The sequence below is a fragment of the Arthrobacter sp. TJ-236 genome, assembly GCF_058269235.1.
Map to the genome: position 1 here is coordinate 92468 of NZ_JBZCNI010000003.1, position 23392 is coordinate 115859.

The 23392-nt window shown below is 69.1% G+C and carries 17 protein-coding genes, 1 tRNA gene and 2 pseudogenes; 6 read left to right on the forward strand and 14 right to left on the reverse strand.

Translation table 11 applies throughout. The features are described from left to right. Positions 1 to 25 precede the first annotated feature (25 nt). A pseudogene (locus AC4D16_RS12640) lies at positions 26 to 754 on the reverse strand (acyltransferase family protein); the annotation flags it as partial. Positions 755 to 815: 61 nt separating this feature from the next. Beyond that, a complete protein-coding gene (locus tag AC4D16_RS12645; protein ID WP_490949877.1) occupies positions 816 to 1064 on the reverse strand; it encodes a cell division protein CrgA in 249 nt (82 codons plus the stop codon). Between the two features lie 174 nt (positions 1065 to 1238). On the opposite strand from AC4D16_RS12645, the gene AC4D16_RS12650 reads away from it, so the two are divergent. From AC4D16_RS12650 to AC4D16_RS12660, 3 genes are read left to right on the forward strand one after another with little or no spacing between them, the layout of a single operon-like run. Continuing rightward, a complete protein-coding gene (locus AC4D16_RS12650) occupies positions 1239 to 2060 on the forward strand; it encodes a class E sortase (protein WP_490949876.1) in 822 nt (273 codons plus the stop codon). 5 nt (positions 2061 to 2065) lie between these two features. After that, the gene (locus AC4D16_RS12655; RefSeq protein WP_490955257.1) at positions 2066 to 2227 is read left to right on the forward strand and encodes a hypothetical protein; all 162 of its coding nucleotides are present in this window, start codon (positions 2066 to 2068) and stop codon (positions 2225 to 2227) included. Between the two features lie 3 nt (positions 2228 to 2230). Further along, the gene (locus tag AC4D16_RS12660) at positions 2231 to 2875 is read left to right on the forward strand and encodes an aminodeoxychorismate/anthranilate synthase component II (protein ID WP_490955258.1); all 645 of its coding nucleotides are present in this window, start codon (positions 2231 to 2233) and stop codon (positions 2873 to 2875) included. A gap of 249 nt (positions 2876 to 3124) precedes the next feature. Here AC4D16_RS12660 and pknB read toward each other — a convergent pair. The 7 genes and pseudogenes from pknB to AC4D16_RS12695 form a co-directional block, all read right to left on the reverse strand. Further along, positions 3125 to 5047: pseudogene (pknB, locus tag AC4D16_RS12665) on the reverse strand (Stk1 family PASTA domain-containing Ser/Thr kinase); the annotation flags it as partial. 58 nt (positions 5048 to 5105) lie between these two features. After that, positions 5106 to 6890, reverse strand: coding sequence for a protein kinase domain-containing protein (locus AC4D16_RS12670; protein WP_490955259.1), 1785 nt, complete (start codon positions 6888 to 6890; stop codon positions 5106 to 5108). Continuing rightward, positions 6887 to 8329 carry a peptidoglycan D,D-transpeptidase FtsI family protein gene (locus AC4D16_RS12675; RefSeq protein ID WP_490955260.1) on the reverse strand — a complete coding sequence of 481 codons (1443 nt, stop codon included), beginning with the start codon at positions 8327 to 8329 and terminating at the stop codon, positions 6887 to 6889. The genes AC4D16_RS12670 and AC4D16_RS12675 overlap by 4 nt, the downstream gene beginning before the upstream one ends. Next, the gene (locus AC4D16_RS12680) at positions 8326 to 9750 is read right to left on the reverse strand and encodes an FtsW/RodA/SpoVE family cell cycle protein (protein WP_490949870.1); all 1425 of its coding nucleotides are present in this window, start codon (positions 9748 to 9750) and stop codon (positions 8326 to 8328) included. The genes AC4D16_RS12675 and AC4D16_RS12680 overlap by 4 nt, the downstream gene beginning before the upstream one ends. Beyond that, the gene (locus AC4D16_RS12685) at positions 9743 to 11377 is read right to left on the reverse strand and encodes a PP2C family protein-serine/threonine phosphatase (RefSeq protein WP_490955261.1); all 1635 of its coding nucleotides are present in this window, start codon (positions 11375 to 11377) and stop codon (positions 9743 to 9745) included. The genes AC4D16_RS12680 and AC4D16_RS12685 overlap by 8 nt, the downstream gene beginning before the upstream one ends. After that, positions 11374 to 11862, reverse strand: coding sequence for an FHA domain-containing protein FhaB/FipA (locus tag AC4D16_RS12690; protein ID WP_490949868.1), 489 nt, complete (start codon positions 11860 to 11862; stop codon positions 11374 to 11376). The genes AC4D16_RS12685 and AC4D16_RS12690 overlap by 4 nt, the downstream gene beginning before the upstream one ends. Further along, positions 11859 to 12599, reverse strand: a complete 741-nt coding sequence (locus tag AC4D16_RS12695; RefSeq protein WP_490949867.1) for an FHA domain-containing protein — start codon at positions 12597 to 12599, stop codon at positions 11859 to 11861. The genes AC4D16_RS12690 and AC4D16_RS12695 overlap by 4 nt, the downstream gene beginning before the upstream one ends. 309 nt (positions 12600 to 12908) lie before the next feature. Between AC4D16_RS12695 and AC4D16_RS12700 the strand changes: the two genes are divergently transcribed. Both AC4D16_RS12700 and AC4D16_RS12705 read left to right on the forward strand, forming a co-directional pair. Continuing rightward, positions 12909 to 12991 (forward strand) — tRNA-Leu (locus AC4D16_RS12700). A 217-nt stretch (positions 12992 to 13208) separates the two neighbouring features. Beyond that, complete coding sequence (locus AC4D16_RS12705) at positions 13209 to 14246, forward strand: M14 family zinc carboxypeptidase (protein ID WP_490949866.1); 1038 nt, start codon at positions 13209 to 13211, stop codon at positions 14244 to 14246. A 53-nt stretch (positions 14247 to 14299) separates the two neighbouring features. On the opposite strand, the gene AC4D16_RS12710 is transcribed toward AC4D16_RS12705, so the two are convergent. The 4 genes from AC4D16_RS12710 to AC4D16_RS12725 all read right to left on the reverse strand — a co-directional run bounded on the left by AC4D16_RS12710 (position 14300) and on the right by AC4D16_RS12725 (position 21174). Next, the gene (locus AC4D16_RS12710; RefSeq protein ID WP_490955262.1) at positions 14300 to 17719 is read right to left on the reverse strand and encodes an error-prone DNA polymerase; all 3420 of its coding nucleotides are present in this window, start codon (positions 17717 to 17719) and stop codon (positions 14300 to 14302) included. Between the two features lie 90 nt (positions 17720 to 17809). After that, the gene (locus tag AC4D16_RS12715) at positions 17810 to 19435 is read right to left on the reverse strand and encodes a DNA polymerase Y family protein (protein ID WP_490949864.1); all 1626 of its coding nucleotides are present in this window, start codon (positions 19433 to 19435) and stop codon (positions 17810 to 17812) included. Further along, on the reverse strand, positions 19432 to 20295 hold the full coding sequence (gene imuA' / locus AC4D16_RS12720; RefSeq protein WP_490949863.1) for a DnaE2-dependent mutagenesis accessory factor ImuA': 864 nt from the start codon (positions 20293 to 20295) through the stop codon (positions 19432 to 19434). Before imuA' ends, AC4D16_RS12715 begins: the two co-directional genes overlap by 4 nt. Before the next feature lie 486 nt (positions 20296 to 20781). Then, positions 20782 to 21174: a DUF5997 family protein gene (locus tag AC4D16_RS12725; protein WP_490949862.1), complete on the reverse strand. Its 393-nt coding sequence runs from the start codon at positions 21172 to 21174 to the stop codon at positions 20782 to 20784. A gap of 67 nt (positions 21175 to 21241) precedes the next feature. Here AC4D16_RS12725 and AC4D16_RS12730 point away from each other — a divergent pair, with 67 nt between their 5' ends. Next, on the forward strand, positions 21242 to 21958 hold the full coding sequence (locus AC4D16_RS12730; protein WP_490949861.1) for a LysR family substrate-binding domain-containing protein: 717 nt from the start codon (positions 21242 to 21244) through the stop codon (positions 21956 to 21958). Here the strand turns inward: AC4D16_RS12730 and AC4D16_RS12735 are convergent. Beyond that, positions 21955 to 23355, reverse strand: a complete 1401-nt coding sequence (locus AC4D16_RS12735; RefSeq protein WP_490949860.1) for a GntP family permease — start codon at positions 23353 to 23355, stop codon at positions 21955 to 21957. The genes AC4D16_RS12730 and AC4D16_RS12735 overlap by 4 nt on opposite strands. Positions 23356 to 23392 lie beyond the last annotated feature (37 nt).

A 23392-nucleotide genomic window follows, 5' to 3' on the forward strand; every position in this document is an offset into this window, starting at 1 on the left:
CGAGGATGCCGCCGGCGAGGAGCTCCCAGAGCCTGGTGGTGGTGGCGAAGTAGGCGATGTCCGGTGCTGTCGCCGACCACACGACGGAGTGAATCAGGGAGGCCACGGCCACGAGGGTGAGGGTGGTGAGGATGAGGCGGCGTCGCCGTCGGAGGTCACCGCCGCGGCCGGACCGGATGGTCACCACCACGAGGAGGATGAGCAGTGGCATCACGAGGTAGAACTGTTCCTCCACCGCGAGCGACCAGAAGTGCTGGAAGATCGACACCGGACCGCCGGCCTGTTCGTAACTCGTGGAGCCGAGGGCGAGATTCCAGTTCTGCACCTGCAGCGCCGAGGCTGCTGCGTCCCGCGCGAGCTGCGCCCACCTGTTCGCGGGCAGGACGGCGAGGCTCACCAGCGTGGTGAGCGAGAGGACAACAGTGGCGGCCGGGATGAGGCGCCTGATGCGCCGGCGGTAGAAGGCGGCGAGGTCGATCCGGCCGGACGTGATCGCCTCCTTCGCCAGGGAGCCGATGATCAGGTAACCCGAGATGACGAAGAAGACGTCGACGCCGACGAAGCCACCGGGCAGGAGTTCGGGCACGAGGTGGTAGACGACCACCAGGAGGACGGCGACAGCTCGCAGGCCCTGGATGTCCCGGCGTCGGTGGCCGTGCCCGGTCGGGAGGAGGGACGGGCGCGCAGACCCTCGGGAACGGTTGGCGGATCCGCTGTCCTCATCGGCAGCGTCGGCCTCAACGACTATCGTCACCGCGCCATTGTGCCGGAGGAACCAAGGTGGGGGCGCGAAGCGCGCCCTACTGGTGGCTCGGTCAGCGCCAGCGCGTGGTCATGAGGAAGCCGACGATCGCGATGCCGAAGCCGACGAGGATGTTCCACGACCCCCAGGCGGCCACGGGTAGCAGTGACTCCGAGATGTAGAACGTGATGATCCACAGCAGTCCGATGATCATCAGACCGAACATCACCGGTTTGTACCAGACGGGGTTCGGCTTGGGCTGCGAGGACTTCACGGCGGGAGCCGCGGACGCTGCTTTCTTGCGGGGCTTCGACTCGGGCACGATTTCTCCTCGACAGGGCACCGCTGGGAGTCAGCGGCGCCGATGGTCAGACGGGCCGCTCGGGGCGTTGCCCTCCCCGCAGGTATCCTGAGGGGAACATCGCCCGACGGCCCGGTTCTCCCCTCGATTCTAGCCAGGAACGCCCCGCCGTCGGCGCAGGCCCGGCGGACAGGAGTGGCAGTGGGATCCTCGGCACTCGACACCGCTCCGCGCACCCCCGGTGTCCGTCCTCCCCGCACCCGCCGCCGTCGTACTCCCTTGCAGGTCATCAGTCAGGTGGTGGGTGAGCTGCTGATCACCGTCGGGGTGGTGCTGCTGCTCTTCGTCGGCTGGGAGCTGTGGTGGACGAACATCGATTCGGACATCAAGCAGGGCCAGGCCCTCGAGGAGTTCTTCGCGGACGTTCCGCCGGTGGTGCCTGCCCCTGCACCGGAGACGACCGACGGCGCCGCGACCGCCCCCGAGGACTTCGGCGATCCCCCGGTGCTCGCACAGTCAGACCTCACGGGGACCTTCGGCGTCGTGTACATCCCCCGCTTCGGCGAGAACTACTCGCGACCGGTCACGGCGGGAGTCGGCGCGGACGTGTTGGACAACCTGGGGCTCGGCCACTACCCGGGGACCGGCGCTCCTGGTGAGGTGGGCAACTTCGCGCTCGCCGGGCACAGGCAGACCCACGGGCAGGTCCTCGACCAGATCCACACGCTGGTCCCCGGGGACCGCGTGTACGTTCAGACGCGCGACGGCTACTACACGTACGTGTTCCGGAACACCGAGATCGTGCTGCCCGACCGCGTGGACGTGATCGCCCCCGTACCCACACAGCCCGCGGCCGAGCCGGTGGACAGGATCCTGACCCTCACGAGCTGCAACCCGCGCTTCGGGGCGCAGGAGCGCATCATCGCGTACTCGGTGCTGGAGTCGTGGCGGCCGATCGACGCCGGACCGCCGGCGGAGATCGCCGACCAGGTGGCGCGCGCCGCCGGGCAGGCGTAGGCACGATGTACGGCTGGATCTTCCGTGCCCTGCCCGGGCCCCTCTGGGTGCGCATCATCCTCTCGGTGATGCTCGTCCTCGTGGCCGTCACCCTGTTGATGGTCTTCGTGTTCCCCTGGATCTCCCAGTTCAACCCCCTGACGGATTCGACGATTGGTTCTTCCTGACTCATGACTGACAGCACGCGCATACTCGTCGTGGACAACTACGACAGCTTCGTCTACACCCTGGTGGGATACCTGCAGGAACTCGGCGCCGAGACGACGGTGGTGAGGAACGACGACCTCACCCTCGCGGAGGCCGAGGAGATGGCGGCATCGCGCGACGGCGTCCTCATCTCCCCCGGTCCGGGCACGCCCGCCGAGGCCGGGGTCTGCGTGGACCTCATCCGCTGGTGCGGGCAGGAGAGCAAGCCCATGCTCGGGGTCTGCCTCGGGCACCAGGCCCTCGCCGAGGCGTTCGGGGGTACGGTCACGCATGCCCCGGAACTCATGCACGGCAAGACGTCCCTCGTGGAGCACGACGGGACGAGCGTCTTCGCAGGCCTACCCTCCCCCGTCACAGCCACGAGGTACCACTCGCTCGCCGCCGTGAGCGACGACATCCCCGCCGACCTCACGGTCACCGCCCGGACAGCGAGCGGCATCATCATGGGGCTCGAGCACCGCACCGCGCCTCTCACCGGCGTGCAGTTCCATCCGGAGTCCGTGCTGACCGAGGGGGGCTACCAGATGCTCGGCACCTGGCTCGAGTCCCTGGGACTCGTCGGCGCCGCCGAGAAGGCCGCCGGGCTGAGCCCGCTCATCGCCCGCTAATCGTCCCCTTCGGTGGGGCGCGGGTTGGATCCGTTGCCGTTGCCGTTGCCGTTGCCGTTGCCGTTGCCGTTGCCGTTGCCGTTCCCGCCGCCGTTGCCGCCGCCGTTCCCCGGCTCGGGGTCCTCCGGGGTCTCGGGGTTCTCGGGGTCCGGCGTAGGGCTGGGAGGTGNTGCCGTTGCCGTTGCCGTTGCCGTTGCCGTTGCCGTTGCCGTTCCCGCCGCCGTTGCCGCCGCCGTTCCCCGGCTCGGGGTCCTCCGGGGTCTCGGGGTTCTCGGGGTCCGGCGTAGGGCTGGGAGGTGCGATGGGCTGCTCCGGCGCAACCGCGATCGTCAGGACGATCTCCGTGCCCTGGTCCACGGAGGACTGGGCGGGCCGTGACTGATTGGTGATGGTCCCCGGCGTGACGACGCTGTTCTCCTCCTCGTCGATCCGGTAGGGAAGCTGCACCGCGGGATCGTTCAGGAGCAGCTCCGCCTGGGGGACCGTGAGGTCGGTGAGCAGCGGGACCGTCACCTGGCCCGTGGAGAGCACCAGGTTCACGGTACTGCCGGACGGCGCTGAGCCGCCCACCTGGGGATCCGTGCTGATGACCCGGCCCTCCTCGACCGTCGCGCTGTTCTCCTCCTCCACGGTTCCACCGCGGAGGTTCAGGCCCTCGAGGGCGTCGCGGGCCGAGGATTCGGTCATGCCGATGAGGCTTTCCGGAACCTGCACGTTCGCCGGACCGAGCGACAGCACGAGGTTCACGCGGGTACCGGGAGCCACGGACGCTCCGGCCGCCGGGTCCGAGCTGATGACGTTCCCCTCCTCGACGGTGCTGTTGAAGGCCTCGTCGGTCGACGAGTTCAGTCCGGCGTCCTCGATGAGGTCGATCGCGTCCGCCTCCGTGAGGTTCGTGAGCTCGGGGACGGTGACGTCCGTGACCTCCTGCGCTGTTTCGTTGTCGCCGAGACTCGTGAGGACCACGTACCCGCCGCCGAGGACGGCGAGGACGATGATGAAGAACACGGTGATCCAGGCGGCGCGCGACGACGAACGCCGCTTCTCGTCGCGGCGGTCGCGGTCGTCGCCCCGTGCGCCGCCGAGGACGTCGTAGTCCTCCTCGTGGTGATCGGTGTCCGGGAGCGGCGCGACCGGGAGGGCGCGCTCGGCCGCCACCCTGTCCATGGCCCGGGTCCGCGGATCCCCGTCCGCGAACGCCGCGGCACCGACGGCGGCTCCCGCTCCTGCGGCTCCCAGCACCGCTCCGCGCGTCATCGATCGGGTGCGGGGATCCTGGAGGTCCATCGCCTCGGTGGGTGCGGCGGCTCCCGGCAGGGCGATGCCCCGACCGGCGTCGAGCAGTGCCGACCGGAAGGCCGCGGCGGTCTGGAAGCGGTCCTCACGGTCCTTCCGCAACGCCTTCGAGATCACGGAGTCCACTGCCGGGGTCACGGCGGGGTTGAGGCTGCTGGCCAGTGGCGGTTCCTCCCGCACGTGCTGATAGGCCACGGACACCGGGCTGTCACCGATGAACGGCGGCCTGCCCGTCAGGAGCTCGAACAGGAGGCAGCCGGCCGAGTAGAGGTCGCTGCGGGTGTCCACCGTCTCGCCGCGTGCCTGCTCGGGTGAGAGGTACTGCGCGGTGCCGAGCACGGCCTGGGTCTGGGTCATGGTGGCTTGCGAGTCGGCCATGGCACGGGCGATGCCGAAGTCCATCACCTTGACCATGCCCTCGGGCGTGATCATGACGTTGGCCGGTTTGATGTCCCGGTGGACTATCCCTGCCTTGTGGCTGTAGTCGAGTGCTCCGAGGACACCGACGAGGTGGGCGATGCTCGCTTCGGGCGTGAGGTCGCCCGCACGGACGTGGTCGCGCAGCGTGCGGCCCTGGACGTATTCCATCACGATGAAGGGGACGCGCATCTCGTGCTGGTGGCGGTCGCTGACCTCCTCCTCGCCCGTGTCGTACACCGCGACGATGTTCGGGTTGTTGAGCCCGGCGACAGCCTGCGCCTCCCGACGGAACCGGGACTGGAACAGCGGATCGCGGGCCATGTCCTGGCGGAGCACCTTGATGGCGACCGAGCGCCCGAGCCTCAGATCACGGCCCAGGTGCACGTCGGCCATGCCGCCGCGCCCGATCAGTTCGAGGACCTCGTAGCGTCCATCGAGGACGCGCTCGGCGGACATCAGCTGGCCTCCTCGGACGGACCGGTTGCCCGAAGCGCGGAGTGATCCATGACGTACCTCATGGGCCGGTGGTCGCCGAGGGGGAGGCCGACGGCGTCGTCGGTGCCGGCGTGGGCGTCGGCGTGATGGGGGCCTGGGTGGGCTGAGGACCACTGGAGACGACGTAGTAGACCTCGGTGCCGACCGGGATCACCGCTCCGGCTCCCGGGTCGACGCGGATCACGGTGCCGGCCGGCTGCTGGGACGGTTCGGGTCCGGCGTTCACCGGCTGCAGGCCGAGTTCTGTCAGTTGCCGCTCCACGTCGGTGGTTGTGAGTCCCGTCAGACCCGGAACAGTCACGACCTGGCGAGAATACGTCACGTTGATCGTCGTACCGGCAGGCAGCGGACCGACGGGGTTGACGGCGATCACCGTTCCGTCGGATTCGGACGAATCCTGCTGGATGGCGTTCACGCCGAAGCCCAGCGCGACCAGGTCCTGTGTCACGTCATTGAGCTGCCGACCCTGATAGCTCGCCTGCGAGACGTTCTCCAGGTTGTCCTCCGCGTCGGTGGTGCTCGGACTCGATGACGGAGTGGCCGATGAAGGCGAGGAGGACGGCGACGCCGTGCGGGACGTCGTCGGCGTCGGACTGGCGGACGTGGTGTCGGCAGGCCCGGGCGAGGGGTCGCCGTCGTCGCCTGCGAGCAGCGGCTGGAGGATCAGGAAGGCGATGGCAGCGAGGGCCAGCAGGAGCAGGACGATCAGCGGGATCAGCCAGGGGCTTCGCCGGTTCTCCTCCTCGCGCCGGTAGGGCTGCGCTGCGGGCTCCGGGTCGGCATCGTCGGGGGACCAGGTGCGTGACGCCGCGATGCCCGCGGCGCCCACCGCGGCCGGGGCCGCGACCGTGGGGAGCGCCGACGTCGTGGTCGGCGGGACCGCCGTCGTCGCCTGGGTGTCCTGCCGGGGCACTGCCGCCGTGGGGATGTCCGCACCCGCGGAGAACGCGAGCATGCCGGGTACGGCCGCCTCGGCGGCCCGGATGTCCCCGGCACGGATGGCCTCGACCGCGCGGGCGAGTGCCTCGGCGTCACGGGGCCGGTCAGCCGGATCCTTCGCGAGCATCGAGCCGATGAGTGCGCGAACCGGTAGGGGAATGGACTCGGGCAGGGGCGGTGGGGCGTCGTTGACCTGGGCGAGTGCGATGGCGATCTGCGACTCACCCGAGAACGGACGACGTCCGGCGAGGAGCTCGTAGCCGATCACGCCGAGGGCGTAGATGTCCGAGGAACCGGTGGCCTGCTGACCCGTGGCCTGTTCGGGCGCGAGGTACTGCGCCGTTCCCATCACCTGTCCGGTGGCAGTCAGCGGCACCTGATCGGCGAGACGGGCGATCCCGAAGTCGGTGATCTTCACGCGGTCGTCCGGCATCACGAGGATGTTGCCCGGCTTCACATCGCGGTGCACGAGCCCCTGGCGGTGCGCGACCGCCAGAGCCGTGGCGGTCTGTCCCACGATCGACAGCGTGCGGTCCGGCGAGAGGACCTGCTCCTTCTCGATCACGGCGGACAGGGGCTGCCCCGGCACGAGTTCCATGACGAGGTAGGCCGAGCCGCCCTCCTCGCCGTAGTCGAACACGTTGGCGATCCCCTCGTGGTTGAGGAGCGCCGTGTGGCGCGCCTCCGCCCGGAAGCGGTTGAGGAACGCGGGATCGCCCGAGTACTCCTCCTTGAGGATCTTGATCGCGACGATGCGACCGAGGATCTGGTCGCGTGCCTTCCACACCTCGCCCATGCCGCCGATGGCGATGCGCTCGGTCAGTTCGAACCTTCCGCCCAGGGTGATGCCTGACGTTGGCCTCATCTGCTCAACACCGCTTCCATGAGTCTTTTGGCACTGGGTGAGGTCAATTGCTGACCGGTGGGGATGTCCACGTCCTGCATCACGATCGAGACGGCGACCTGGGGCTCGTCCGCGGGAGCGAATCCGGTGAACCAGGCGTTGTCGCCGGAGCCCGGCACCTCGGCGGTGCCGGTCTTCCCGGCCACGTCCACGCCGGGGATCCGTGCCCCCTGGCCCGTGCCGTTCTCGACCACGTTGACCATCCAGTCCGTGAGCTGGTTCGCGGTCTCCTCGCTGACGGACTCCCGCAGCGTCTCGGGTTGCGGGGAATCGATCAGTTCGAGATCCGCTGCCCGAACCGACCTGATGAGCTGGGGCTTCATCTGCTCGCCGTCGTTCGCGATCGCGGCCACCACCATCGCCATCTGCAGCGGCGTCACGCGGGTGTCGAACTGACCGATCGCGGACTGTGCGAGCTCGGGCTCGTCGAGATCCGTGGGGAAGATGCTCGCGGACACACCCGTGGGGATGTCGAGGGGCTCGCCGAAACCGAACCGCTGCGCTTGGTCGCGAAGCGCCTCCTCACCGAGGTCCAGTGCGATCTGCGCGAAGGGCGTGTTGCAGGATTGCTCGAGCGCGAACTCGAGGTCCGCCGTCGTCCGAGTGGCGCACTGGCCTGTAACGAAGTTCGGCAGCGTGTAGTTGATGCCCGGGAACTCGAGCGCGGGAGGGTTCGCAATCTCGGAGTCGGCGTCGTAGTCGCCGGATTCGAGTGCGGCTGCCGCGTCGATCAGCTTGAACACCGATCCGGGCGCGATGAGTGACTGCGTGGCGGGGTTCTCGTAGATGGAGAGGCCCGGCTGTTCCGTGAGGGTCGCGACGTTCTGTTCGATGATCGCGGTGTCGTGGCCCGAGAGCAGGTTGGGATCGAAACTCGGCTTCGACACCATCGCGAGGATGTTGCCGGTCGCCGGTTCCATCACCACGATCGAGCCACGCTGACCTTCCGGGATGAGATCGAAGGCGAGCCGCTGTATCTCCGGGTCGATGGTGAGTTCCACCGACGCGCCCTGCGGTTCCACACCCGAGAACAGCTGCACCACGCGATCGTAGAAGAGTGAACTGCTGGTACCGGCCAGCTCTTTGCCCTGAGCATTCTCCAGCTGCGTGGAACCGAGCGACAGCGAGTAGTAGCCGGTCAGGTGCGCGTACAGTTCCGGCTCCTCGTACACACGCTGGAAGTTGAACTCGTCGTTCGAGGGCACGGACTCGGCGATCGCGCGGCCGTCCACGAGGATGGCACCGCGCTGACGGTCGAAGTCCGCGAAGATCTGGCGGCTGTTCCAGGGGTTGCCGTTGAGTTCCGAGGCGGCGAAGTATTGGACGTACGTGAGGGAACCGAGCACCAGCGCGAACATGGTCATCGCCACGATCCACGCGCTCCGGATGGCCTGGTTCACAGCTCGGCCCCCTTCGTGGCTTTCTTTTTGACGGGCTTGCCGCTGACCCCGAGCGCCTCCGGGAAGGAGTCCTTCATGGGTGCCGTCGGCGCGGGCCGCCGCGCGGTCTCCGAGATGAGGAGGAGCAGACCCACAATGAGCCAGTTTGCCAGCAGTGAGGACCCACCCGCGGACATGAACGGCGTGGTGAGCCCGGTCAGCGGGATGAGGCGCGTAATGCCGCCGATCACCACGAAACACTGCAGTGCGATCGTGAAGGACAACCCGCAGGCGAGCAGCTTCCCGAACCCGTCCTTGGTACCCAGCGCGGCCCTGATCCCCCGGGACACGAGGAGGACGTAGAGCATCACGATGGCGACGACCCCGATGAGTCCGAGCTCCTCGCCGAGAGCGGCGATGATCATGTCGCTGTTGGAATATGTCACGAGATCCGGCCGGCCCTCGCCGAAGCCCGTGCCGAGCAGGCCACCGTTCGCCAGGCCGAACAGGCCCTGGACCACCTGGCGGCTGCCTCCCGGTGCCCGCTCGTAGATGTCCGGCGAGAACGCGTTCAGCCACGAGTCGAAGCGCAGGGCGACGTGGCTGAAGAGCTCGAGGGCCACGAAGACGCCGACGCCGATCATGGCGAGACCGATCAACACCCAGCTCACGCGACTCGTCGCCACGTAGATCATGACCATGAACAAGCCGAAGAAGAGGATGGAGGAGCCGAGATCGCGCTGGAAGATGAGCACGCCGATGCTCACCAGCCACGCGGCCGCCATGGGCGCGAGGTCCCGGAACCGGGGCAGCTGGAGCGGCCCGATCTTCTTGCCCGCCAGCAGGATCAGGTCCCGATTGGTGGACAGGTAGCCGGCGAAGAAGATCGCGAGGGTGATCTTCGCGATCTCGCCCGGTTGGAACGTCCCGAAGCCCACGGAGATCCAGATGCGAGCGCCGTTGATCTCCAGACCCAGCGGAGTGAGTGGAAGCAGGAGTAGCACGGCGCTGACGATCAGCGAGATGTAGGTGAAGCGGCGCAGGATGCGGTGGTCCCGCAGGACGATCAGACCGACCGCCGCTGAACCCATGGCCACCGCCGTCCACAGCACCTGCTGGGGAGCCACCGGTGCGAACTCGGGATTGATCAGGGCGGCCGAGAGGTCCAGGCGATGGATCATCGCGAGCCCGATCCCGTTCAACGCGACGACGATGGGAAGGATCACCGGATCGGCATACTTCGCCTTCACCCGCAGGATCACGTGGATGAACAGGCTCATCAGTCCGAGCGTGAGGGCCTGCGCCCAGAAGTAATCGTTGAACGCCTCCTCGCGGCCGATCCCCGCGAGGTAGTTGGCGCCGACGGCCACGGCGAGGGCGATCACCAGCAGGAAGAGTTCCACGGTCCGCCGGGACCTCGGCACGGTCAGGACGTCACTCATTGGCTGCACCTCCGCAGTCGAGGGCGGATGCGGCGGCGTCGGGCTCCTGCGAGGCCGACGCGGAAGGAGCCGGCTCTGCCGCGGCCGGGGTCGGCGAGACGGACGCGGTGGCGTCCGGCGTCGGCGTTCCGGCGGTTCCCGAGGGGGCGGGTGACGCGGGCGGTTGTGTGCCGGATGGGCTGGCGGACGGAGTGCCGTCCGGGCCGGCCGTCGCGGTGCCCGTGGCTGCAGGGTCACAGGCGACGGCGCGCAGCTCGCTCCGGAGATCGCCGACGATCCGCTCGGCCTCGTCGAGGCTCGCCGCGGGAAGGGTGTTGGCGACCCTCGACCGCTGGTACTCGGGCAGGTTCGACACGGGGATGTCCGTCATCTCGTAGAGCTCACTGAGGACGAGCGGCCCCACCCGCTGCGGGACACCCGTGTAGATCGCCACACGGTTCTCCGCCTCCGCAACGTAGTAGCGGGTCTGGGTCCAGGTGTACCCCAACCCCAGCACCGTGATGAGGATCAGGGTCATGAGGGTCAGGAACGCGGGCACCAGCCAGCGTCGCTTGCTCGCCCCGGTCTCCTCGTCGACGTCGTCCGGCTCGTCGTCGGCCCGGTGGGTGAGCATCATGGCGGCGCGGCGCTCGGTGGAGCGCTGCGTGACGATGGGGATCTGACCGGTCTCGGTGGCGAGGGCGGCGGATCCCACGAGCACGTGCGGACGGGACATGAGATCACGCCGGATGACGTCCGCGCGGATGGCCGTGCTCGGGAGGTCGCCGTTCCCGTCGATCTCCGCGGGCGGCGCAGGATCCCGCGTCGCCGGGGCGGCGTTCTTCCCGGTGGTCTTCCCGGGCCTGCGCTCGCCCGTTCCCCGGTCCGCCGGTGGCGCCGGAGCCGCGTCGGCGTCCTCCATCTCGACGACCTCCACCACGGCGATCGTGATGTTGTCCGGGGACCCGCCCGCGAGCGTCAGCTCCACCAGGGTGTCCACGCAGTCACGGAGGTCCGGCGTCTCGCGCATGACCTGCTCCACCACGCGGTCCTGGAGTACGGCGTTCAGCCCGTCCGAGCAGAGCAGCCACCGCTCCCCGACCTCGGCGTCGAACTGCTCGAGGTCCAGCTCGGGGCTCGCGTCGACATCACCCAGGACCCGCATCAGCACGTTCTTGTGCGGGTGGATCTCCGCTTCCTCGGGCTTCAGTCGCCCCTCGTCGATGAGCCGCTGCACGAAGGTGTGGTCGCGGGAGATCTGCTCGAACGTCCCGTTCTTCAGCCGGTACGCCCGGGAGTCGCCGATGTGCGCCAGCTGCAGCGTGCCGTCCTCGAGCAGCAGCGCGGTGACGGTGGTGCCCATGCCCGCGAGCTGAGGGTTCGTGGACACGAGCTCGGACAGCAGGGAGTTGGCGGTCTGGATCTCGTCGGCGAGGTGAGTGGCCGCCTCGCCCCCGTGATCGGCGTGGTCGAGGTGCACGAGGTCCAGCACGGTGGACGCGGACGCCACGTTGCCACCCGCATGCCCTCCCATACCGTCGGCCACGACGGCGAGGTAGCGCCCCACATAGGCCGAATCGTCGTTCTTGGAGCGCACCATGCCGACGTCGGAGCGCGCGGCGAACCTCAGCGCGAGCCGCACGCTCATGGCCTCAATTCGATGACCGTCTTACCGATCCTGATGGGTACCCCGGGCTCCACGGGCAGGGCGCGGGTGAGCTGCGCCCCTCCGAGATAGGTGCCGTTCGTCGACCCGAGGTCCTCGATGAACCACCGGCTGCCCTGGGGGAACAGCCGTGCGTGCCGACCCGAGGCGTAGTCGTCCTCGAGCACGAGCGTGGCCTCCTGCGCGCGGCCGAGCAGAATGGGACTGGCCGCGAGATCGAGCGAGGTTCCCGCGAGGGGTCCTTCGGTGACGACGAGCCGGTGGGCTGCGGCGCGGGCCGGCGGCGGCGTCTCCTCGAGCTCCGGGTTCCGTCGGATCTCCCGGGCCGTCGGGGTTCCCACCTTGTTGCGGCGGCCGACCACGAGATCACGCCGGAGGGCCCCGACGGTACTGAGCACGAGGACCCAGAGCAGGATCAGGAACCCGAAGCGCAGGAGCGTCACGGTGAGTTCTCCGGCTTCGCTCATCGGTCCGCCCCTCCGCCCTGCGTGGTCACGAGGTGGAACGTCATGCGGGAGCGGCCCATCGTGATGGTGGAGCCGTCCGTGAGTTCGGAGCGGCCGTCCACGCGCTGCCCGTTGACGTAGCTGCCATTGGTCGAGCCGAGGTCGACGGCGAAGAAGCGGCCGTCGGTCGCGCGGATCTCGAGGTGTCGGCGTGAGACACCGGTGTCATCCACCATGATGTCCGCCTCGGACGAGCGACCGAGGACGATGGACGAGGAGTTCATGGAGTACCGCCGGCCGTCGAGGTCGAGCACCGGCTGGTACCGGGTGGGCTGGCGTCGTGGCGCGGCAGGAGCGGACGGCGTGGCAGGGCGCCGGGGAGTGGCTTGCTTCTCGATGGACGAGTCGATCTCGAACACGCCCGCACGGAGCTCGGGATCGTGCTCGAAGGACACCCGCACGGGCCCCTGCAGGCTGTACTGCTGGCTGTTGACGTGAGCGATGACCACATCGCACAGCTCCTCCGCCAGCGCCGAACCCCACTGCTGCGCGAGATCGAAGTCGGAGTCCGAGAGCCGGGCCGTGAAGACGTTCGGCGCGAGGGTGCGTCCCTGGGAGAGGACGAGCGAGCGGTTGTCGAGCTCCTTACGCAGCGCGCTGGCGATCTCCAGCGGCTGTACCTGCGACTTCGAGCCCGTGCTGAAGGCACCACGGACGAGCTTCTCGAGTCCGCGCTCCACATTGTCGAGGATGCCCACCGTCTGCCTCCTTCCGCTGGTGCCCTATGCCGTTCGGCCCCGCAGCAGAGCTGCCGCAGTGCGTCCCCCGGTCCTGCAAACGGCGTGCTGCAGCCGGGCATGTCCTGTCCGATACTACTGGGACGACCCGGCGCCGAGGCCAGGTCGGCCGGGCGGAGGGTCACTGTGTCACAACGATCCCGTACGCGGCGCGTTCCGCCGACCGCCGTCGTCGTGCCCCGGTTTAGGCGAACGCCGCAGCATTCGGCTATGCTTGACTCTGCTGTTCACACCGCGGGCGTCAGGCGCCCGTGCGTGGAATCTCGAATTGCGCGAGTGGCGGAACGGCAGACGCGCTGGCTTCAGGTGCCAGTATCCGAAAGGGTGTGGGGGTTCAAATCCCCCCTCGCGCACAGTGAAGAACGGTCAAGGGCTCCCGCTCGGCGGGGGCCCTTTTCTCATGCCCGGATACGCGCGCCCAGACCGTCGACGATTCCGAAACTGGTTGACACAAGCAAGGGGTGGCGTTTCACTGTCTGCACCGCGTCCGTGCGGTACTCGCATCGAACCATCCCCGGACCCTGCGCACCACTGTCGCAGCACCTTTTCGCACCCCTGAGGAGAACGAGCATGAGAACATCCAGGACGATCACCGCCCTGTCGTTGGCAGCCCTGCTGGCATCGGGCGCCGCAGCAGCACCCGCCGTCGCCGTCGGTGAGGGCCCGAACTACGGCGGGAACGAGACGATCAACACCTCGATCCTCCGCACCTACGACGAGGTGGTCGCCGAACTGCAGAAGCAGGACGCACGCCAGCCCGCGATGGAGCTCGAGGTGATCGGGCAGTCGGTCAAGGGCCGTGACCTCTACCTCGCGAAGTACATCTCCGACCCCAGCAACCCGACCATCCTGTACTTGACGCAGCAGCACGGGAACGAGCAGCTGACCACGGAGGGTGCCCTCGAGTACATCAAGCACCTCGGGACGGGCAAGACGAAGGGTGTGCTCGACGGCGTGAACATCCTGATCGTCCCCATGCTCAACCCCGACGGCGCCATGGGCGACGTCGACTTCCCCCTCGACGGTTACATCGCCGACGGCGGACGCACGCTGACGCGTGCCAACGCGACCGGCACGGACCTCAACCGTGACCACGTGGCGAAGATCCAGCCGGAGACGCAGGCCCTCCATCAGAACGTGATGCGTGCGTACGACATCGACTACATGATCGACCTGCACCACCAGGGCACGCAGAGCGAGCGTGACGGCGAGCTCGTCTCCGGCTCCATCCTGTTCCCGACCACCGAGAATGCGACGGCGGACGTCGTCGAGGGGTCCAAGCGCCTCGGGGCCGTGGTGTTCGACGCCGTCGATTCGACCGGCTGGGGCCACCTCGGCCGGTACGTGGGCGGCTCCGCGGAGACGATCAGCCGTAACGGGATCGCCGTCGAGTACGGAATCTCCACCCTGCTGTTCGAGATGCGCGGCATGTCCGACAACACCGCCGAGTCCGCGGTGCTGGGACAGAAGAGCAACGGCTACCTGATCAAGCAGACGGTGACGACGCTCGACGCCACGGCACGTGCCATCGCCGACGGTTCCATCGACACCGCCGACACCTCCTTCTGGGACACGCTCGCGGAGCAGACCACGCGCGACACCGAGTAGGGACCACGAAGTACGACGGTCCTCGCGGCTCCTGCTGACCGGCTCCCCGCCGGTCAGCGGAAGTCGCGGGACTTCGTGGTCGCCTTGAGTTGCAGCACCTCGATGCGGTCGGCGACCACATTGACGATCCCCTCGGCTGAGCGTTCCAGGATCCCGCGCACGATCACGCTGCTCGCCTCGCGGGCCACGCGGCGGTGCCGCTGCCACACTCCGACCGAGCAGATGACGTTGACCAGCCCGGTCTCGTCCTCGAGGTTCATGAACGTGATGCCGCTCGCCGTCGCCGGTCGCTGCCGGTGCGTCACCACCCCCGCCACCTCGACCCGCCTCCCGGATTCAGCCGACTTCAGTTCGACGGCGCTCAGGGCACCCCTGCGCCTCAACCTGGCGCGGACGTGCCGCACCGGGTGGTCGTCCGGGGTGATGCCGGTGGACCACAGGTCCGAACCCACCTTGTCGATGTCCGAGAGCTCCGGCAGCAGCGGCGGCTGGATGTAGACGGCCGTCCCCTTGATCTGGCCCTCCCGCTCCGTGGAGGCCGGCCCTGCGTTCCACAGGGCCTCGCGGCGGCTCAGACCCATCGAGTCGAACGCCCCGGACGCCGAGAGGGCTTCGAGCTGACCCGCGTTGACCCCCGTGCGGCGGGCGAGGTCCGGCATGTCCTCGTACGGCCCGTTCTCCTCCCGTTCGGCGACGATCCTCTCGGCGAGCTTCAGCCCGAGACTCTCCACGCTCGCGAGGCCGAGCCGCACCGCGTAGTTACCGTCGCGCCGATGGGGCGTGGAATCGAACGGGGTGTCGCGATCGAAGTACCCCACGGGCGGCTGCTCGTCCTCCAGGCAGCACGCCATGCCGGTGGCCCGCTCGCGGGGATCCTCCGGCGGCTCGAAGCCCTCGAGGGGTTCGAGGTCCGCGTGGACGCCCGAGTGGAGGATGTCTGGCCGGAGGACGACGGCCCCGTGCCGCCGGGCGTCCGCCACGAGGGTCTGCGGCGAGTAGAAACCCATGGGCTGCGCGCGCAGCAGGGCCGCGAGGAACGCACCCGGGTAATGGAGCCGCAACCACGCGCTGACGTACACGAGGAGCGCGAAGCTGATCGAGTGGCTCTCGGCGAACCCGAAGTTCGCGAACGCGTGGATCTTGTTGTAAATGGTGTCCGCGACCTCACCGGTGATCCCGTTCGACTCCATGCCCTCGTAGAGCTTCGCCTTGAGGGAGTCGATCCGCTCCTCGCCCCGCTTGGACCCCATGGCCCGGCGCAGCACATCGGCGTCCGCCCCCGAGCAGCCGCCCACCACCATGGCCATCTGCATCAGCTGTTCCTGGAACAGGGGAACGCCGAGCGTCCGCTCGAGGACGGGCTTGAGGTCGGGGTGGATGTACCGGACCTCCTCCTCCCCGGTCTTCCTCTTGACGTAGGGGTGCACGGCGCCGCCCTGGATGGGCCCCGGCCGCACGAGGGCCACCTCGATCACGAGGTCGTAGAACTGACGGGGCAGCAGGCGGGGCAGCATGCCCATCTGCGCGCGGCTCTCCACCTGGAAGACGCCCACGGAGTCCGCGAAGCACAGCATGTCGTAGACCCCCTGCTCCTCCTTCGGGATGGAGTGCAGTTCCCACCGCTCCCCGAAGTGCCGTTCCACGAGGTCGAAGTTGTACTGGATGGCGGCGAGGATCCCGAGGCCCAGGAGGTCGAACTTCACGAGGCCCATCCACGCGCAGTCGTCCTTGTCCCACTGCAGGACCGTCCGGCCGTCCATGCGCCCGTGCTCGATCGGGCACACCTCGCCGACCGGGCGGTCCGTGAGCACCATGCCCCCGGAGTGGATGCCCATGTGTCTCGGGAACTTCAGGACCTCCTGCGCCAGGCCCACCACGGATTCCGGGATGTCGTGGTCGTCGCTGGAGACCAGCCCGCCCCACCGCTCGATCTGCTTGGACCAGGCGTCCTGCTGGCCGGGGCTGTGGCCGAGGGCCTTCGCCATGTCCCGGACGGCGAACTTGGGCCGGTAGGTGATCACGTTGGCCACCTGCGCGGCGTTGAAGCGCCCGTACTTCCGGTAGACGTACTGGATGACCTCCTCGCGGCGGTCCGAGTCGAAGTCGACGTCGATGTCCGGTTCCTCGTCGCGCATGCTCGAGAGGAACCGCTCGAAGGGGAGCTGGTACTTGATGGAATCGACGGCGGTGATCTCCAGGAGGTAGCAGACCGCCGAATTGGCCGCCGAGCCCCGCCCCTGGCACAGGATGCCGTTGCGACGCGCATAGTGCACGAGGTCGTGGACGATCAGGAAGTAGCCCGGGAAGTTCTTGTCCTCGATGACGTCGAGCTCCCGCTCGATCCTCTCCCGTACGTCCTCCCGCCCACCGTAGAGCTTGTCCGCCCCCCGCCAGACGAGCTCGCGGAGGTAGCTCATCTGCGTGTGGCCCTCCGGCAGGTCGATGTTCGGCAGCCCGGGTTTCACGCTACGCAGGGTGAAGGAGAGATCGGCGGCGATGTCCACCGTGCGCTCCACGGCCCCGGGGTAGTCCCTGAACCGCCGTGCCATCTCGGCGCCGCTGCGCAGGTGCGCAGACCCTGCGGCGGGGAGCCAGCCGTCCATCTGATCGAGGCTCCGGCGGGCCCGCACCGCGGCGAGTGCGGAAGCGAGCCGGTGCTGTTTCGGGGTGGCGTAGTGCACGTTGTTGGTGGCCACGGTGGGCAGCTTCAGGCGCAGCGCGACGGCGGTCAGGGCGTCGTTGTGCGCGGAGTCCAGCGGGTTGCCCTGATCGATGAGCTCGACGGCGACCGAGTCCCTGCCGAACAGCTCGACGAGCGCACGGACCTCCGCCTCGGCCGCGGCGTCACCTTCGGCCGCGAGCGCCGAGCGGACGGCGCCCTTCCGGCAGCCCGTGAGCACCATCCACCGGCCGTCGGCGTGGGCGGCGAGGCTCTCGAGGTCGTAGCGGGGCTTCCCCTTCTCGGCGTCGACGGCGAGCTGGGCCTCGGTGATGGCCGTGGACAGGCGGTGGTACCCCTCGGATCCGCGCGCGATGACGAGGAGGTGCCGCCCCTCGGGATCCGCCTCACCGTTCTGGGGTTTCGTCAGTTCGAGGGAGAGCTCCGTGCCGTACATGGTGGAGAAGCCCGGGTACTTCTCGGCCGCCTCGGCGAAGTGCACTGCGCCGTACAGGCCGTCGTGATCGGTGAGGGCCATGCCCGAGAGGCCCAGCCGCTGGGCCTCCTCGGCGAGGTGCTCGGGGCTCGAGGCGCCGTCGAGGAAGCTGAAGTTCGAGTGGACGTGCAGTTCCGCGTACGGCACCACCGGGCCCTCGGGCGCGGATGCCTCAGGCGGTGCCGTGTACGGCTGCCGCTTCCGCGACCACGCGGGGCTGTCCCCGCCGTCCGCCCCGAGAGGAGGGGAGCCGGGGCGGGTGTCGGACAGGCTCCGCTCGAAGTCCGACCACGGAATGGGTGGGTTGTTCCAGCCCATGGTGCCTCCCCGTTCGGATCTCGTGTGTGCGTGCGTGTGTGCGGTGTCGTCTGTGCTCCGGTGCTCCGGTGCTCCGAGTCAGCCGTCGGGTCAGTCGTAGCCGGCCTCGACCCACCATGCATGGTCCTCGAGCAGGAGCAGCCAGGCGGAGCCCGACCGGTCCACCACCTGGAAGCGGTTGAGGACACGGCCCTTCGGGTCCCACCAGCGTTCGTTGATGGGCCAGGGTCCGGTCCAGGAGTGCACGGTCCGGCGGTCGTCGTCGGGCCCCGCACTGAAGAACGCAGGGTCGGCGCTGAGGACGCCGCGGGGGTCCACGTCCACAGGGTTGCCGCGGGAATCCACGACGACGGCGGGCACGGGATGCGCGAACACCGTGGCGGGTGCCGGTCCGGGCACCCGCCCGGGCCAGGGCTGCTCCCGGTTCCTGACCGAGGCCTTCCCGGACTGCTGCGGGTCCGACGGCGTGTCCCCCCACGGGATGAACACCCGGCGGTCAGCGAGCAACCGCCCGCCGGCGATGATCGCGGTGAGCACGGCGCCGTGCCCGAGCATGCTCTGCACGCGGGCGAGCCCGTGGTGGATTCCCTCGTCCGGTCCCGTGCCCCACAGGCCGTCGGCGTGGTCGGCGAGGTCCTCGACGATGTCCGGGACCACGTGGACACGGCTGATGCCGGAGGTCAGGCCGTGATCGGACGCGTTGGTGCCCTGGAGCTGCCAGCGCACGCGGTCCACGACGTCGTCGGCGTCGAACCAGCGCGGATGCTGCCAGCGGCGCTCGGAGACCTCCCCCGATTCCGTGTGCAGCGAGACGTGCAGGGCGCTGCACACCAGCCCCGCGTCACGGAGCGCCCCCACGAACTCCTCGGCCTTCGTGCGGAACGCGAAGGCGAGCTGGTCGATACGGGCGAGCGGGGGCTCGAAATCGGCCTGGGTGTCCAGGTCCGGTGGCGGTTTCCGCGCCACGACGTTCCGGTGGTCGAGGCCGCTCGCCTGGCGGTGCGCGATCGCCCCCTCGATCCCGAAGCGGTTCCGGACGTCCGAGGCCTTGAGCGCCGCGAAGTCGCCGAGGGAACGGATACCCAGGCGCTTCAGCAGGACGGCGAGTTTCGGTACCTCGAGGATCTCCAGGGGGTAGCTGCTGAGGAACAGGGGCGAGCGTCCGGGCGGGATGACGACGAGGCGCTCGGTGTCCAGCTCCTCCACCTGGTCCGTGGCCTTGGCGGCCTGCTCGGCGGCGAACGGACCGTCCGCGATGCCGATCCGCACGTCCGTGAGCCCCATGGCCTCGAGTGTCGCGAAGACCACGTCCGCCGCCTTGTCCTCGCCGCCGTAGTAGCGCGAGGGCCCCTTGACCCTGATGGCGCACAGTCCGGGCCGGATCACCTGGACGCCGGGCATGATGGTCTCCACCGCGGCGGTCACCGGTTCGAAGGTGCGGTCGTCCAGGGAGGGATCGTAGGGCAGGCACACCAGTCCGGTGCTGCGTGCCTGTGCTTCGCGGATACGCAGACCCCTCTTCACGCCGTCCTGGCGAGCGGCGGGAGAGCAGGCGAAGACCTCACCCCGCTCCACGAGCGCGAGTGCAGCGTCGGTGGGCAGGGCGTGCTCGCGGAGCGCTGCGGTGATGGGCCAGTCGGGGCACCAGAGCATCATGATCCGGGTGGCCGTGGGTGCGGCAGGCGTCAGGGACGGAACCGACGGGGACGCGGTCACGAGGACTTCACCAGTAGCGGCTCGAACAGGCCGGGTGCGGCGTCACCCATGGGAAGGCCGGCGGGAAGGCCTGCGGGGACCCCGGCGGGGACCCCTGCGGGGATTCCGACGGGCGTACCCGCCGGGTGCGACGCCGCCGGTTCCACCGCGGCCACGCCCTGCAGATCCGTGAGCCCCACGTAGGCGTGACGGAGCCTGCCCGAGGGTTGGGTCGCGGTGATCTTCATCCGGCGTCCCCGCAGGTGTCCGGTGCCTGCGCCGAGGCCCTCCCAGGCGCTCTCGGCGACGCCGAGCGTCGAGTCGCTCTGCTTCCAGGCACCCAGCGTGATCAGCGCTGCTCCCCGTTGGCGGAGCCTGGCCTTGAGCCGGGCCCATTCCGTGGGGGCGAGGTGTTCCGGGGCGCGGGTGAGGACGATCGAGACGACGTCCACGAGTGCTGCGGTGACCGTGAGCCACTGGCTTCCGGGATCGGGGATCAGGATGAGGCGTTCGAGATTGATGCCGAACCCCTGTGCTGCCTCCACGCTGAAGTCCGGGATGCCGATGACGCTGCACCAGGAGCCCGTGGACGACGGGCCCGCGAGCAGGGCCATGGCGAGGGTGGTGGAGTTGCGGACGGCGTAGGAGCCACCCGATTGCAGTCCGCCGCCGGGCAGGATCCGCGCCAGGGCCGGAACAGTGGGCAGTCTCCGTGAATCGAGGGTGGGAGCCTGCATGCTGTTGATGCGGGACTGGAGATCCTGTGCGACATCCCCGCGGCCACGGGTCGCGGAGGTGCCGGGGGCGTCGGGACGTGGCGCTTCAGCGTCGGGGTACGGCTCATCCCACTCGAGGGCATGGCCGGCAGCTGAGGGCGTCACCCACCAATATTCGAATACGTGTTCGATTAAGTCAATCGGCGCGCCTTCGCAGGAATTCGGCACTTCCATGGTAGGCGTGCGCCCGGATCACGAACGCGCACAGGGCTTTCTCAGAGCCTGCGCGGCGTGAGGCGACGGGCCATGACGTCCTCCGGAGACACGGCACACAGGACACAGGACACGAGACACGCCGGGCACGGGGACGTGCCGACATACAGGGGCACAGGGATGTCGCCGATACGGACACACGGAGACCCGCCGACACACAGGAACGCTGGAGGCACGCTCAGGGACGCACGCCCAGGAGCCGCTCACGGGGGCACGAGGACGGCGCCGTCGTGCCCCGGCGCGTCTTTCCACACCGAGTCAGGGTCGACGGAAGAGGACCGGCTTTGTTCGCCGGCGCCGGACCAAGCCTCAGGGCCATGCCGCTGGGTCGAGCCGCCGGACGACTTGCCGGACGACCCGACGACCACTATCCGATGATTACTCGGTGTCGGCGGTGGTGCTCGCTGCGCGCTCCTTGACCCGTGCGGCCTCCGCGCGGACGGCGGCCTGCGTGGACCGCTCCGCGACCAGCCAGGCCGGCGGGTCCTGCAGCAGTGCCGTGATCTGCTCGCTCGTGAGGGGATCGGTGACCCCTCCGCGGGCGAGACCGCCGATGGAGATCCCCAGCTTCTGCGCGACGACGGGGCGGGGATGCGGGCCGGTGCGGCGCAGTTCGGCGAGCCACTCGGGCGGGGTCTGCTGGAGTTCGTTGAACTCGGCGCGCGTCAACTCCGTCTCCTGGAACTCCTGCGGAGCAGCGGGCAGGTAGATCCCCAGTTTCTTGGCCGCGGTGGCGGGCTTCAGCGTTTGCGGCGTCTTCGAGGGAGTCATCCTCCCAGCTTAACGGGCGGACCCGGCCCATCCACCCGCCGCAGGGCCCGGAGGCTACTGTGATGAGGTGCACGCCGACCAGTCCCGATCCCTGTCCGTCGGCTTCGTGCCGGGCGTGACTCCCGGGAAGTGGGTGGCGCGCTGGCGTGAGCGCCATCCTGACGTGCCGCTGGAACTCCACCAGCACGACGACGATCCCCTCGCCGCCCTGAGGGCCGGATCCGACGACGTCGCCTTCGTCCGGCTTCCCGTGGACCGGGCCGGCTTCCATCTGATCCCGCTCTACGAGGAGCAACCCGTGGTGGTCATGTCGCGGGAGAACGAGCTCTCGCTGTACGACGACGTCCCGGCCGAGGAGCTCGACGGCGAGACGCTGCTCGACGTCGTCGCATGCGGGGGTGCGCGGCTGGCCGTCGAGGTGGCGGCGTCGGGTGCCGGCGTCGTCGTCCTGCCCATGTCGCTGGCCCGCCTGTACGCGCGGAAGGACGCCGTGCACCGTCCGGTTCCCGGTGTCGCGACGACCACCATCGGTATCGCGTGGCGTGTGGAGGACGAGTCCGACGACGTCGAGGAGTTCATCGGAATCGTCCGGGGGCGCACGGCGCAGAGCTCCCGGCAGCCCTCCCAGCGTGAGGCGCCGAAACGGTCCGCGGCGCAGAAGGCCGCGGCGAAGAAGGCGACGGCCAAGGGTGCGAGCGGGTCCGCGAATCCGAGGGCGGGCCGTCCGAACACCCCCGGGACGAAGCAGGGTGGGCCTGCAAGGTCCCGGGGGAAGCGTCGCTAGCCCACGGAGGCGAGGGCGAAGACCCCGGCGGCGATGACGAAGCCCATCAGGCCGATGGTCGTCTCCATGACGGTCCAGGTCTTCAGCGTCGTCTTGACGTCCATGTTGAGGAACCGGCCCACGAGCCAGAACCCGGAGTCGTTGACGTGACTCGCCACCACCGAACCACCGGCGACGGCGACGACGAGCGCTGCGAGCTGCAGGGCGTTGTAGTCGCCCGCCGCGATGGCGGGTGAGATCAGGCCGGCCGCGGTGGTCAGCGCCACGGTGGCGGAGCCCTGTGCGATGCGGAGGATCGCGGCGATGAGGAACCCGGCGAGGATGATCGGGATGCCGAGATCGCCCAGGACGTTCGCGAGGGCGTCACCGATGCCGCTGGTCCGGAGCACTCCACCGAACATGCCGCCGGCGCCCGTGATGAGGATGACGGAGCAGACCGGGCCGAGGGCGGATTCGAGCGTGCTCTCGAGGACGGTCTTGTCGATGCCACGACGGCGCCCCAGGACGTACGAGGCCACGAGCAGCGAGATCAGCAGCGCCACCGGCGTCTCGCCGAGCGTGCGGAGGAACTGGAACCAGCCCTGTTCGGTGAGGGTCTCGTCGAACGCACCTGACCGTGCGGCGGTGTTGAGCCCGGTGTTGAGGAAGATCAGCAGGAGTGGCAGCAGCAGGATCCCGACGACCGTCCCGAACTTCGGCGGGTTCGCCTCGGCGTGCTCGTCCGCGGTACCGAGCAGCTCGGGCACGGGTAGCACGTACTTCTTGCCCGCCCACAACCCGTAGAGGTAGGAGGTGACGTACCAGGTGGGGATGGCTGCCACGAGGCCCACCATGATGACCACGCCGACGTTCGCGCCGAAGAACTCCGATGCGGCCACGGGTCCCGGATGCGGCGGTACGAAGATGTGCATGACGGAGAAGGCGCCCGCAGCCGGGAGGCCGTAACGGAGTACGCCGCCGCCGAGGCGCCGTGCCACCGAGAACACCACGGGCAGCATGACCACGAGCCCGGCGTCGAAGAAGATGGGGAACCCGAAGATCAGGGAAGCGATGCCGAGCGCCAGGGGCGCCCTGTTCTCACCGAAGACCCTGATCAGGTAGTCGGCGAGCACCTTCGCTCCACCGCTCGTCTCCACCAGGCGGCCGAGCATGGCGCCGAGCCCCACGAGCAGCGCCACCGCACCCAGGGTGGAGCCGAAGCTGCCCACGAGGACGGTGACGATCTGCGAGGTGGGGATGCCCGTGGCGAAGGCGGTCGCGAGGCTGATGAGGATCAGCGACACGAACGCGTGGATGCGGAGCTTGATGATCAGGAAGAGCAGGGCGAGGATCGCCGCCGCGGCGATCAGGAGGAGCGGACCGGCGGTGAGGCTCTGGGTCCAACCTTCGATGGGCATGGAGGTTCCTTCGGTGGGGACGGGACGATCGGGGGGT